Annotated in this window: 15 protein-coding genes; 9 read left to right on the top strand and 6 right to left on the bottom strand. The window is 74.9% G+C overall.

The window, feature by feature from the left end; translation table 11 throughout:
• Positions 1–62: 62 nt before the first annotated feature.
• Positions 63–737 (top strand): maleylpyruvate isomerase family mycothiol-dependent enzyme, encoded by a 675-nt coding sequence (locus ACPZVR_RS21375; RefSeq protein ID WP_436701706.1) that lies wholly within the window; start codon positions 63–65, stop codon positions 735–737.
• A gap of 18 nt (positions 738–755) precedes the next feature.
• Here the strand turns inward: ACPZVR_RS21375 and ACPZVR_RS21370 are convergent, their stop codons facing one another.
• Genes ACPZVR_RS21370 through ACPZVR_RS21355 form a run of 4 tightly spaced genes read right to left on the bottom strand, consistent with a single transcriptional unit; the run spans position 756 to position 3,882 of the window.
• Positions 756–1,427 (bottom strand): SIMPL domain-containing protein, encoded by a 672-nt coding sequence (locus ACPZVR_RS21370; RefSeq protein WP_436701705.1) that lies wholly within the window; start codon positions 1,425–1,427, stop codon positions 756–758.
• A 23-nt stretch (positions 1,428–1,450) separates the two neighbouring features.
• The gene (locus tag ACPZVR_RS21365; protein WP_436701704.1) at positions 1,451–2,050 is read right to left on the bottom strand and encodes a class I SAM-dependent methyltransferase; all 600 of its coding nucleotides are present in this window, start codon (positions 2,048–2,050) and stop codon (positions 1,451–1,453) included.
• Positions 2,047–2,907, bottom strand: a complete 861-nt coding sequence (gene truA, locus ACPZVR_RS21360; protein ID WP_436701703.1) for a tRNA pseudouridine(38-40) synthase TruA — start codon at positions 2,905–2,907, stop codon at positions 2,047–2,049. Before truA ends, ACPZVR_RS21365 begins: the two co-directional genes overlap by 4 nt.
• 9 nt (positions 2,908–2,916) lie before the next feature.
• The gene (locus ACPZVR_RS21355; RefSeq protein ID WP_436701702.1) at positions 2,917–3,882 is read right to left on the bottom strand and encodes a PfkB family carbohydrate kinase; all 966 of its coding nucleotides are present in this window, start codon (positions 3,880–3,882) and stop codon (positions 2,917–2,919) included.
• 28 nt (positions 3,883–3,910) lie between these two features.
• Here ACPZVR_RS21355 and xseA point away from each other — a divergent pair, with 28 nt between their 5' ends.
• Positions 3,911–5,158: an exodeoxyribonuclease VII large subunit gene (gene xseA, locus ACPZVR_RS21350; protein ID WP_436701701.1), complete on the top strand. Its 1,248-nt coding sequence runs from the start codon at positions 3,911–3,913 to the stop codon at positions 5,156–5,158.
• Complete coding sequence (locus tag ACPZVR_RS21345) at positions 5,151–5,399, top strand: exodeoxyribonuclease VII small subunit (protein WP_436701700.1); 249 nt, start codon at positions 5,151–5,153, stop codon at positions 5,397–5,399. The genes xseA and ACPZVR_RS21345 overlap by 8 nt, the downstream gene beginning before the upstream one ends.
• Before the next feature lie 3 nt (positions 5,400–5,402).
• Here the strand turns inward: ACPZVR_RS21345 and ACPZVR_RS21340 are convergent, their stop codons facing one another.
• Complete coding sequence (locus ACPZVR_RS21340; protein WP_436701699.1) at positions 5,403–5,984, bottom strand: DUF4245 family protein; 582 nt, start codon at positions 5,982–5,984, stop codon at positions 5,403–5,405.
• A gap of 81 nt (positions 5,985–6,065) precedes the next feature.
• Between ACPZVR_RS21340 and ACPZVR_RS21335 the strand changes: the two genes are divergently transcribed.
• Genes ACPZVR_RS21335 through glpX form a run of 5 tightly spaced genes read left to right on the top strand, consistent with a single transcriptional unit; the run spans position 6,066 to position 10,248 of the window.
• The gene (locus ACPZVR_RS21335) at positions 6,066–6,506 is read left to right on the top strand and encodes a TOBE domain-containing protein (RefSeq protein ID WP_436701698.1); all 441 of its coding nucleotides are present in this window, start codon (positions 6,066–6,068) and stop codon (positions 6,504–6,506) included.
• An 11-nt stretch (positions 6,507–6,517) separates the two neighbouring features.
• Complete coding sequence (gene modA, locus ACPZVR_RS21330) at positions 6,518–7,333, top strand: molybdate ABC transporter substrate-binding protein (RefSeq protein ID WP_436701697.1); 816 nt, start codon at positions 6,518–6,520, stop codon at positions 7,331–7,333.
• A 7-nt stretch (positions 7,334–7,340) separates the two neighbouring features.
• A complete protein-coding gene (locus ACPZVR_RS21325) occupies positions 7,341–8,126 on the top strand; it encodes an ABC transporter permease (protein ID WP_436701696.1) in 786 nt (261 codons plus the stop codon).
• Positions 8,123–9,193 carry a sulfate/molybdate ABC transporter ATP-binding protein gene (locus ACPZVR_RS21320; protein ID WP_436701695.1) on the top strand — a complete coding sequence of 357 codons (1,071 nt, stop codon included), beginning with the start codon at positions 8,123–8,125 and terminating at the stop codon, positions 9,191–9,193. The genes ACPZVR_RS21325 and ACPZVR_RS21320 overlap by 4 nt, the downstream gene beginning before the upstream one ends.
• Before the next feature lie 41 nt (positions 9,194–9,234).
• Positions 9,235–10,248 (top strand): class II fructose-bisphosphatase, encoded by a 1,014-nt coding sequence (glpX, locus tag ACPZVR_RS21315; RefSeq protein WP_436701694.1) that lies wholly within the window; start codon positions 9,235–9,237, stop codon positions 10,246–10,248.
• 49 nt (positions 10,249–10,297) lie between these two features.
• On the opposite strand, the gene ACPZVR_RS21310 is transcribed toward glpX, so the two are convergent.
• Positions 10,298–10,918, bottom strand: coding sequence for a TetR family transcriptional regulator (locus ACPZVR_RS21310; RefSeq protein WP_436701693.1), 621 nt, complete (start codon positions 10,916–10,918; stop codon positions 10,298–10,300).
• A 109-nt stretch (positions 10,919–11,027) separates the two neighbouring features.
• Here ACPZVR_RS21310 and ACPZVR_RS21305 point away from each other — a divergent pair, with 109 nt between their 5' ends.
• Positions 11,028–11,759, top strand: coding sequence for a DUF981 family protein (locus ACPZVR_RS21305; RefSeq protein WP_436701692.1), 732 nt, complete (start codon positions 11,028–11,030; stop codon positions 11,757–11,759).
• The last annotated feature ends 9 nt before the right edge of the window (positions 11,760–11,768 follow it).

Genomic DNA, 11,768 nt, shown 5'->3' with positions numbered 1-11,768 from the left:
TGCATACGCCGTATCCATCTGTCCAGCATCCTGCCGCGGGACGCGCCTGCGAAGATCGCGCCATGGAGTGGATCGACCTGCTGGAGGACACGACCGGACGCTTCGCGGAGGTCCTGACCACCGGCGACCTCGCCGCGCCGGTGCCGACGTGTCCCGGCTGGACCCTCGCCGACCTGGGCGAGCACACCCGGTGGGTGCACGCGTGGGCCGCGCACGCGGTCACCGACGGCAACCCCGACGGCGACACTCCCGCGCCGGGCCATGAGCGGGAGCCGCTGGTCGCGGGCTACCGCGCCGCCGCGGCCCACCTCGTCGACGTCCTGCGCCGCACCTCCCCCGACGCCCCGGCCTGGGCCTTCGGCCCCGAGACGAGGGCCGGCTTCTGGCGACGCCGGCAGGTCCACGAGGTCACCATGCATCTGTACGACGCCCTGGCCGCCGTCGGCCGCACCGACTCCTGGCGGCCGGCCCCCGAGCTCGCCTGGGACGGCGTCGACGAGGTCGCCACCCTGTTCTACCCGCGCCAGGTGCGGCTGGGACGCAGCGAGCCGCTGACGGCGCCGGTGCGGCTCGTCGCGACCGACCTCGACCGGTCGCTGGTGCTCGCGCCCGACGCGGCCGGGGAGCCCGTCGAGCTGGCCGCGCCCGCGACCCGGCTGCTGCTGGCGCTGTGGGGCCGGGTCCCGGCGACCGGCCCCGCCGCCGAGGTCCTCGCCCGGGCGTCGGTCACCTCCTGAGCGGACCGCCGCGCGTGCTCAGGCGACGAAGCGCGCGTCGACCTCCGCGGAGACCTCGATGTCCTCGGGCGAGAGCTCCAGCTCGGTCCCACCGCCGCCCGTGTCCTTGGCCGCCATCCGCAGGTAGGCGCCGCCATCCCCGCCCATCGGCGAGAGCCCCGGCCCGAGCATGCCGGCGTCGGCCACGGCGACCGGCCGGACCGGGCCGAGACCGAGCGCGTCGGCGTACTCCTGGGCGCGGCGGACGGCGTCCTGCACGGCCCGGCTGCGCACGGTGCGCTCGAGCTCGAGGCGGTGTGCCTCGGTGAGCGACCAGACGACACCGTCGAGCCGGAAGCCCTCCGCGGCCTCGACGAGCCGGCCCACCCAGGAGCTCAGCCGCGCGAAGTCGCGGAACTTCACCTGCACGCCGACGCTGGCGTGGTGCACGAGCGGCAACTGCCGGCCGTCCTGGTTCCACGGGCGCTCCGCCCACGTGCGGACCTGCTGCGTCGCCCACCAGGTGACCGGGCCGCTCGCCGGGTCGTGGAGCTCCTGGACCGACGCCTTCACGGCCTCGAGGTCCCCGGCGACGCGCTCGTAGACCGGCTGCGGGGCCGGGCCCTGGAAGGACAGCGTGACCTGCGCGGTGCCGCGCTCGGGCGGCTGGAACGCGGAGTGCGACCCGCGCACGGTGAACTCGGTCGGCATGGCGCCACTCTAGGAGCCCGAGGTCAGGCCCGGCGGGTCTCGAGGACCCGGAACCCCTTCGCGCTGGCGATCCGCTCGGTCGGGAAGCCCTGCTCACCGAGCCAGCGCTGCAGCGAGTCGGCGCCGAGGTTCTTGCCGACGACCATCACCGCGCGGCCGCCGGGCGCGAGCCGCGGCAGCCAGGTCAGCAGCAGGTCGTGCAGCGCCGCCTTGCCGATCCGGATCGGCGGGTTCGACCAGATCTCGTCGTACGTCGCGGCGGGGTCGACGTCCTCCGGGGCCAGCGCCGTGAAGCGGTCGGTCACACCGAGCGTCGCGGCGTTCTCGGTGGCCAGCAGGACCGCCCGCCGGTTGACGTCGACGGCCGTGACCGTGGCCTCGGGGGCCGCCAGCGCGCAGGCCAGCCCGATGACGCCGTACCCGCAGCCGAGGTCGAGGATCCGGCCGCCGGACGGCGGCTCGGTCTCGCGGAAGAGCACGGAGGTGCCGATGTCGAGGCGGCCCTGCGCGAACACGCCGGACCCGCTGACCAGGCGCAGCCGCTGCCCCCACACCTCGGCCTCGACCGGCGCGCGCTGGAACGCGACCGCCGGGTCGGCGGAGAAGTAGTGCTCGTCGCTCATCCCTCGGCCCCCTCCGTCTCCGCGTGGGTACGGCGGGCGGCGGTCTGCGCCACCCGCGCGGCGAGCCCGGCGGCGTCGGGATAGGCCACCTCCTCCAGGGTGAGCCCGTGGGCCGGGACGACGACCACCCCCTGGTCCCGGCGGCGGCCGGTGAGGATCTCGACCGCCCAGGCCGGGTCCTTGCGGCCCTCGCCGATGGCGAGCATGCAGCCCACGAGCGCCCGCACCATCGAGTGGCAGAAGGCGTCCGCCTTGACGTGCCCGACGACCAGCTCGTCGTCGGTGCGCGTCCAGCCGAACTCCAACAGGGTGCGGATCGTGGTGGCGCCCTCCCGGTGCTTGCAGAAGGCGGCGAAGTCGTGCAGGCCCACCAGCGAGCGGGCGGCCCGGTCCATCGCGGCGACGTCGAGCGGGCGGGGCCAGAAGAGCACGTGGTTGCGGGTGAGCGGGTCGGCCCGGGCGGGGTCGTCGACGATCCGGTAGGCGTAGCGCCGCCACAGTGCCGCGAACCTGGCGTCGAAGCCCTCCGGTGCCACGCTGATCCGGTGCACCCGCACCGTCTTGTCGAGCACACCGTTGACCCGGCGGGCCAGGACGTCCAGCTGGGTCAGCTGCCGCGCCGCCGTCGCCGAGCCCGCCTCCGGGTCCTCGGGCACGTCGACGTGCGCGACCTGACCGCGCGCGTGCACGCCGGAGTCGGTGCGGCCGGCGCACGTCAGGCGCAGCGAGCCCTCCGGGAGCCGCAGGACCGTCGTGAGGGCGGCGGTCACCTCCGCCTGGACCGTGCGCAGGCCCGGCTGGCTCGCCCAGCCCCGGAAGTCGCCGCCGTCGTAGGCGAGGTCGATCCGCAGGCGCACCGGGCCAGCCTAGGGGCTCGCGTCGGCAGGGCCGAGGTCGGCAGGGCCGAGGTCGGCCCGGGTGGGCGGGTCCGCGCCGACCCGGCCGACGGTCACCGCCGCGGCGCGCGCGGCCCACGACAGCGCCGCGGTCCACGCCTCCGGGCCGAGCGCGGCGATCCGGTCGCGGGCGCCCGGGCCGAGGAGCGGCCACAGGTGGTCGAGGAGAGCCGCGGCGAAGGTGTCGCCGGCACCGATGGTGTCGGCGGCCTCGACCGGCGCGGCGTGCACGCCGCCGGTCGACCAGTCGGACCCGGAGCAGGCGTGCCACGACGCGCCCTCGCCGCCGTGGGTCACGACGACCGCGACCGGCCCGCCGGGCAGGGCGAGCAGCGCGGCGGCCGACTCCCCCACCGACCGTTCCGGCCAGAGCGCCGCGAGGTCCTCGTCCGAGGCCTTCACGAGCGTCGCCGCCGCGGCCGTCCGCAGCACCCGGTCCACAACGTCGGGACCGGTCCCCGTGATCGCGGGACGCACGTTGACGTCGTACGTCACGCAGGTGGCGGGCGCGACCCGCTCGGCCAGCGTCAGGACGTCGTCGCCGCCGGGCGCGAGCAGGGGCGCCAGCGACGTGAGGTGCACGACGTGCGGCGGCCGGCTCGGCAGCTCGCGCAGGTCCGGCAGTCGCCACCCGACGGCGAAGGAGTACGACGCCGCGCCGGTCGCGTCGATCACCGCGTCCGCGCGCGGGGTGCTCGCCAACACGTGCGGGTCGCCGGCGAGGTCCACGCCGGCCGCCCCCAGGTGCGCGGCGATGCGCGCGCCGGCCGCGTCGTCGGCGTAGGCGGTGGCGAGGCGGACGGGGCGCCCGAGCCGGGCCAGCGCGACCGCGACGTTGACGGCCGAGCCGCCGGGGCGCTCGTCGGGTGCCGCGCCGCCGTCGGCGTGGACGACATCGAGCACGGCCTCCCCGATCACCAGCGCCGTCGCCGTCATGTCGACACTGTCCCATAGGCTCGCGGCCGTGGCCCTCGAGACATCGCTGGAGAAGCCGGCTCCGGTCCGGGCGATCGCGAACGCGCTCGCCGGCTGGATCGACCGGCTCGGCGCAGTGTGGGTCGAGGGACAGGTCACCCAGGTCACCCGGCGGCCCGGGCTCGCGACGGTGTTCCTCACCCTGCGCGACTCGGTGGCCGACATCTCGATCCCGGTGACCTGCTCGCGGGTCCTCTTCGACGGCCTGCCGACGCCGGTCACGGAGGGGGCGAGCATCGTCATCCACGCGCGGCCGTCCTACTACGCCAACCGTGGCAGCCTGTCGCTCAACGCGCGCGAGATCCGGATGGTGGGCCTCGGCGAGCTGCTCGCGCGGCTCGAGCGCCGGCGTCAGCTGCTGGCCGCCGAGGGGCTCTTCGCCCAGGAGCGCAAGCGCCGGCTGCCCGCCGTCCCGCGCCGCATCGGCCTGGTCACCGCCCCCAAGTCCGCGGCCGAGCGCGACGTCCTCGAGAACACCGCCCGTCGCTGGCCGGCCGCGGCGTTCACGACCGCCTACGCGTCGATGCAGGGGCAGCGATCGGCGACGGAGGTGATCGAGGCGGTCCGGCGGCTCGACGCGGACCCCGAGGTCGACGTGATCGTGGTGGCCCGGGGCGGCGGGTCCGTCGAGGACCTGCTGCCGTTCTCCGACGAGGGCCTGATCCGGGTGGTCGCCGCCGCCCGCACGCCGGTGGTCTCCGCCATCGGCCACGAGCCGGACTCGCCGCTGCTCGACCTGGTCGCCGACGTCCGCGCGTCCACGCCGACCGACGCGGCCAAGCTGATCGTGCCCGACATGGCCCAGGAGCGACTGATGGTCGACCGGGCCCGCGACGCCCTGCGCCGGGCCGTCCGGCACCGGCTCGACCGCGAGCAGGCCCAGCTCGACGCCCTCCGCTCACGCCCGGCCCTGGCCCACCCGGGCACGCTGATCGACGCCCGCCTCGACGAGCTCGCGGACTGGCGCTCCCGGATCCGCCGCCAGCTCGAGTGGCAGCTCGACCGCGCCGCCGACGACCTCGACCACCGCCGCGCCCGGGTGCGCGCCCTCTCCCCCCTCGCCACCCTGCGCCGCGGCTACGCCGTCCTCCAGGACGCCGACGGCCACGTCGTCACCTCCGTCCACGCCGTCGCCGCGGACGCCCCGCTGTCCGTGCGCGTCGCCGACGGTCGCATCCACGTCACCGCCACCACGACCGAGCCGATCGCCGCATCGACCGAGGAGTCCCATGACTGACGACACGACCGCCCCGATCTCCGAGCTGTCCTACGAGGACGCCCGCGCCGAGCTGGTCGAGGTGGTCCGTCAGCTCGAGGCCGGCGGCACCACGCTGGAGGAGTCGCTCACGCTCTGGGAGCGCGGCGAGGCGCTCGCCACCACCTGTCAGGGCTGGCTCGACGGCGCTCGGGCCCGGCTCGAGGCCGTGCTGGACGGCGCGGACGAGGGTGCGGACGAGGGTGAGGACGACGCAGGCTGACCGTCAGCCGACGGGCGCGGTGACGAGCGCGTCGACCAGCGCCCGCAGGTCCTTCGCCGGTGCGGAGCCGAAGACCAGGACGGTCTCGTCGCCGACCTCGGCGACGTACGCCGAGTCGCCGCCGGAGTCGGTGTACCCCTTCCAGTCCCGGGCGACGGGGCCGGGGACGTCGGCCGGGACCGTGTAGCCGTCGGCCGGCTCGGTCTCCTCGTCGACCCACTGCGACAGCAGCGCGGCGGCCGAGGCGTCCTCCTGGCGCACGGCGGCGAACTTCCCGTCGTCGGTGAGCATCCGGACCATGAAGAGCGGGTCGTCACCGGGAGTCACGTCGACACCCGTGGCGATCCAGCCCTTCGGGAGCGCCGCGGGGTAGATCGGCGTGAGTCCCGCCTGCTGCGCGGACTGGACCGTCTCGAGGTAGTCGACCGACTCGGGCTCGATCTCGAGGTCGGACCGGAAGGCGCCCATGAAGTAGAGCATCCCGACGATGGCGACGACGGTGACGACGAGGGAGGTCACCAGCCCCACCGCGGAGCGCTGATAGCGGCCCGGGCTGCCGGACGGCTCTGCCTGCTGCGTGCTCATGTCCCGACCAGTGTCCCAGCCGTCCGGAAACGGCGGCGTCGCACCCCCGACAGACACGCATCTGCGGCGGATACTTGATCATTGAGACGCAGATGCGTCAGTCTGTCGCTCATGGCCACCTACCGCGTCGCCGAGGCCGCCGAGCTGCTCGGCGTCTCGACCGACACCGTCCGCCGCTGGATCGAGGCCGGCCGCGTGCCGAGCAGCACGGTCGACGGCCGCACCGTCGTGCCCGGTGCCGACCTCGCCGCGCTCGCCGCCTCCCTCGTCGACGAGGCCGATCGCGAGCGGACCCGGGCCGGCGAGGTCAGCGCGCGCAACCGGATGACCGGCATCGTGACCCGGGTCCTCGCCGACACGGTGATGGCCCAGGTCGAGATGGTCTGCGGTCCCTACCGCGTGGTCTCCCTGATGAGCGCCGAGGCGGCGGCGGAGCTGGGCCTGGAGCCCGGCGTCCGTGCGATCGCCTCGGTGAAGTCCACCACCGTCGTCGTCGAACGACCCGTCCCGAGGAAGTCCTGAGGCACGCCCCCATGAAGACGTCGAAGAAGACCCGGCTCCGGCCGCGACGTGTCCTGAGCGCGACCGGCGCCGCCGTCCTGCTCACCCTCCCGCTCGCCGCCTGCGGCGACGACGGCGGGGGCTCCACCGGCGGCGAGAACGACGGGACCCGGACGCTGACCGTGTTCGCCGCCGCCTCGCTCACGATGACATTCGAGGAGCTGGAGCAGGAGTTCGAGGACGCCCACGACGGCGTCGACGTGAAGCTGTCGTTCGGCGGCTCCTCCGACCTCGTCGCCCAGCTCATCGAGGGCGCGCAGGCCGACGTGTTCGCGTCCGCCGACACCGCCACCATGGACACGCTGGTGGCCGCGGACCTCGCGGCCGGCGACCCGACGGAGTTCGCCACCAACACGCTGATGATCGCGGTCCCGCCGGGCAACCCGGCCGGGATCGCGACCCTCGCCGACCTGACCGAGAAGGACGTCGACCTGGTCCTCTGCCAGCCCGAGGTCCCCTGCGGCAGTGCCGCGCTGAAGGTCGCCGAGGCCGCGGGGCTCACCCTGGCCCCGGTCAGCGAGGAGCAGTCGGTCACCGACGTGCTCGCCAAGGTGGAGTCGGGCGAGGCCGACGCCGGCCTGGTCTACGTCACCGACGTGACCGCCGCCGGCGACGCGGTCGAGGGCGTGGAGTTCCCCGAGGCGGCCGGCGTCGTCAACCGCTACCCGATCGTCGCCGTCGACGGCGCGCCGCACCCCGACCTCGCGCAGGCGTGGATCGACCTCGTCCTGGGCGACGGCCGGGCCGTCCTCGCCGCGGCCGGATTCGGCGCACCCGAGGCCGAGTGACCGCCGCATGACCCGCACCCGGCACGTCGGCCTGCCGCGCTGGCTCTTCGCCCCCGCGCTGCTGGCCGGCGTGTTCGTGGTGCTCCCGGTGGCCGCGATGACCACCCGGATCGCCTGGGCCGACGTCCCGGGACTGATCGGCTCGGAGGCCGCCCGCTCCGCCCTCGTGCTGAGCCTGAAGACCTCGAGCGCGAGCACCCTCCTGTGCCTGCTGCTCGGCATCCCGCTGGCGACGGTGCTGGCCCGCAGCGAGGCCCGCTGGCTCGGCGTACTGCGCTCCCTCGTGCTGCTCCCCCTCGTGCTGCCGCCCGTGGTCGGCGGCATCGCGCTGCTCGCGACCTTCGGCCGGCAGGGCCTGCTCGGCGAGCACCTCGAGACGCTCGGCCTCCGGATCGCCTTCTCCTCCATCGCGGTCGTCCTCGCCCAGACCTTCGTGTCCCTGCCGTTCCTGGTCGTCAGCCTCGAAGGCGCGCTGCGCACCGCCGGCGAGCGGTACGACGTCGTCGCGGCCTCCCTCGGCGCGCGGCCCACCACGGTGCTGCGCCGGGTCACGCTGCCGCTCGTGCTGCCCGGCCTGGCCTCGGGCGCGGTGCTCGCGTTCGCCCGCTCCCTGGGCGAGTTCGGCGCCACCATCACCTTCGCCGGGAGCCTCGAGGGCACCACCCGCACCCTCCCGCTGCTGATCTACAACCTCCGGGTCACCGATGCCGACGCCGCCGTCGCCATGTCCCTCGTCCTGGTGGTCGTCGCCGTGCTCGTCATCGGCCTGGTCCGCCCGCGGGGCGCGCTGTGAACCGCCGACGGACGAGCGCGCTCGTCGAGGTGGCCGTCGCGGAGCGGGGCGTCGACGTCGCCTTCGACGTCGCCGACGGCGAGACGGTCGCACTGCTGGGCCCGAACGGCGCGGGGAAGTCGACCACGCTCGCTGCGCTCGGCGGGCTGCTGCGCCCCGACGCCGGACGGATCGTGCTCGACGACGAGGTGCTGACGAGCTGCGGGCCCGGTCGTCCGACCCGGTGGGTCGCGCCGCACGCGCGCCGCACCGCCCTCCTCGCCCAGGACCCCCTCCTCTTCCCGCACCTGACGGTGCTGGAGAACGTCGCCTTCGGCCCGCGCAGCACCGGCGCCGGGCGCCGCGCGGCCCGCGCGGCGGCCGAGCACTGGCTGGCGGAGGTCGACGCCGGCGAGCTCGCCCAGCGCCGACCCGCCCAGCTCTCCGGCGGCCAGGCGCAACGGGTGGCGGTCGCGCGAGCCCTGGCGGCCGGGCCGCGACTGCTGCTCCTCGACGAGCCCATGGCCGCCCTCGACGTGGCGGTCGCCCCGGCGCTGCGCGCGCTCTTCCGCCGGGTCCTCGCCGACCGGACCACCGTCATCGTCACCCACCACGTGCTCGACGCGCTGCTGCTGGCCGACCGCGTGGTCGTCCTCGACGGCGGCCGGGTGGTCGAGCAGGGGCCCACGAGCGAGGTGCTGTCCCGTCCCCGCAGCGCCTTCGCCGCCCGGTTCGCGGGACTCAACCTGGTCGCGGGTCAGGCCACCCCCGACGGCGTACGACGCCCGGACGGCCTGGTCCTGCACGGCCACTCCGGCGATCCGGCGCCCGGCGACGGCGCCGCCGCCGTGGCGGTCTTCCGGCCGTCCGCCGTCGCCGTCCACCGGGAGCCGCCGGGAGGCAGCCCGCGCAACGTGCTGCCGGTCGTGGTCAGCGAGCTCGAGCCGCTCGGCGACGTGGTGCGCGTGCGCGCCGGCGACCTGGCCGCCGACGTCACCATGGCGTCGGTCGCCGAGCTGGCGCTGGCACCGGGCGCCGCGGTCACCTTCGTCGTCAAGGCGACCGAGGTCGACGTCTACGCACGGTAGGAGTCGCGGGGTGGGACGCGCGGAACGATAAGGTTCGCCTCATGAACGAAGCCCTCATCGTGGAGCCGCCCGCCCCCGACCGCAACCTCGCCCTCGAGCTGGTGCGGGTCACCGAGGCGGCCGCGATGGCGGCCGGGCGCTGGGTCGGGCGAGGCGACAAGAACGGCGCCGACGGCGTCGCGGTGCAGGCGATGCGGGTCATGATCTCCAGCGTCAGCATGAACGGCACCGTCGTGATCGGCGAGGGCGAGAAGGACAACGCCCCCATGCTCTACAACGGCGAGAGCGTCGGCGACGGCACCGGCCCCGAGTGCGACGTCGCGGTCGACCCGATCGACGGCACCACCCTGACCGCCAAGGGCATGGCCAACGCGGTCGCCGTCCTCGCCGTCGCGCCGCGGGGCACGATGTACGACCCGTCCGCGGTGTTCTACATGGAGAAGCTCGTCACCGGCCCCGAGGCCGCCGAGGTCGTCGACATCCGCTACCCCGTCGCCGAGAACATCCACCAGGTCGCCAAGGCCAAGGGCTCGAACCCCTCCGACGTGACCGTCGTGCTCCTCGACCGGCCGCGGCACGCGACCCTGGTCGACGAGATCCGCGCGACCGGGGCCCGGATCAAGTTCATCACCGACGGCGACGTCGCGGGCGCGATCATGGCCGCCCGGGCCGACACCGGCATCGACCTGCTCATGGGCATCGGCGGCACTCCCGAGGGGATCATCGCGGCCTGCGCGATGAAGGCCATGGGCGGCACCATCCAGGGCCGGCTGTGGCCGACCGACGACGAGGAGCGCCAGCGCGCCATCGACGCGGGCCACGACCTCGACCCCGACCACGTCCTCACCACCGACACCCTCGTGACCGGCGACGACTGCTTCTTCGTCGCCACCGGGATCACAGACGGCGAGCTGGTCCGGGGCGTGCGCTACCGCGCCGGCGGCGCGGTCACCCAGTCGCTGGTCATGCGCTCGCGCAGCGGCACGATCCGCACCATCACCTCCGAGCACCAGCTCTCGAAGCTCCGCGGCTTCAGCAGCATCGACTTCGACTGAGCCGTCGACCCGTCGCGTTCAAACGCGCCGGGTCGGTGCGTCCGGCAGTTCAATCTGCGCCGGGTCGGGCGGCGCGGACCAGCTCGAGCAGGCGCGCGACGTCGTTGACGGCGTCGGCCACGGGGTCCTCGTCCCCGCTGGCGGCGCCGTAGAGCAGCGCGGCGTCGAGCATCCGGACGACGAGGTCGAAGTCCGGGCTGCCCGCGACCTCCGCCCAGCCGCACCGCTCGAGGGCCTCGCGCAGCGCGTCCAGCAGCGCGGGCCGGGAGGCGGCCATGATCGGGTGCAGCTCGGGGTCGGCGGTGGCCGCGAGCATCGGCTGCAGCCGGCGCGTGACGACGGCGCCGTCGAGCGACGGCGCGTAGAGCACCTCGAGCAGCAGCGCCGCGGCGGCACGCGCCGAGCGCCGCCGACGAGGCACCGACCGGGCGCGCTCGGCCGCGCCCGCCGTGCGGACCCGCTCGGCGGCGGCGACCGCGGCGGCGTACAGCTCCTGGCGGGTCGGGAAGTAGTAGCCCGCCGAGCCGGCCGGCACGCCCGCGGCCGCGGCGACCCGGCGATGCGTGACAGCGTCCGGGCCCTCCTCGATGAGCAGCCGCGCCGCGGCCTCGGTCATCGCATGCGCGCGCTGGGCGCTGCGCTCCTGCGTGCGTCGGGGGGCGGTGGCCACGTGCGCCACCCTACGCAGCGGGTGGTCGGAGGAATATCTATACGCGCGTATAGGTTCTGCTGGTCGAGAGCCGAGATCCGGCCCCACAGCACAACCAGAGGTGCAGCAGATGAACAGCCTTGCGGCCCAGGAGGGCCTGAAGATCGACTGGGCGAACATGCCCACCTACAACACGATCATGGCGGTCGCCGTCGGCGCCGGCCTGATCGGACTCGTCCTGCTCGGCCGCGAGCTCCTCCGCGCGCCGGACGAGGTCGAGCCGGACGGCTGGGCGCTCACCTTCGGCGTCCTCGGCACCGTCCTCACCACGACCGGACTGCACATGACGCTGACCTGGCCCCTCGCCGCCGGCGGCTTCCCCTTCGACAACATCATCTTCGGAGAGACCAGCCTCGGCTTCGGCGTCCTGCTCCTCGGCGCAGCGCTCTACCTGTGGAAGCGCGGCGCCACCGCCCTCGCCAGCAGCAGGCCGGTCGAGGCGCTGGCCCGCGTCGCCCAGCCGATCACGGTGTTCGTCGGCGGGCTCGGCCTGAGCCTGCTCGCGATCGCGGTCGCCGGCATCAAGTACGAGCTGTTCGCCGCGCCCGCCGAGGAGCCCATCTCCGGTGAGTTCGCGAACCACCCGATGGTCGAGGCGGTCTTCATGTCCGGCCTCATCGCGCTCGTCGGCCTCGGCGCCCTCGCCTTCGCCGTCCTGGTGAACCGGTTCCGCTCGACCGGCTCGGCCGGCGCCTGGGCCCGCATCACCGGCTGGCTGTGGAGCGTCTCGGGTGTCCTCTTCCTGCTGTTCGGCGCGATGAACTTCTTCACCCACATCGGGCTCATCGTCAACACGATGTGACCCGCGAGC

The organism is Nocardioides segetis (genome assembly GCF_051390595.1).
Lineage (GTDB): Bacteria > Actinomycetota > Actinomycetes > Propionibacteriales > Nocardioidaceae > Nocardioides.
Note: the sequence above shows the minus strand (reverse complement) of the source record. Positions and strands in the feature narration are given on the sequence as shown.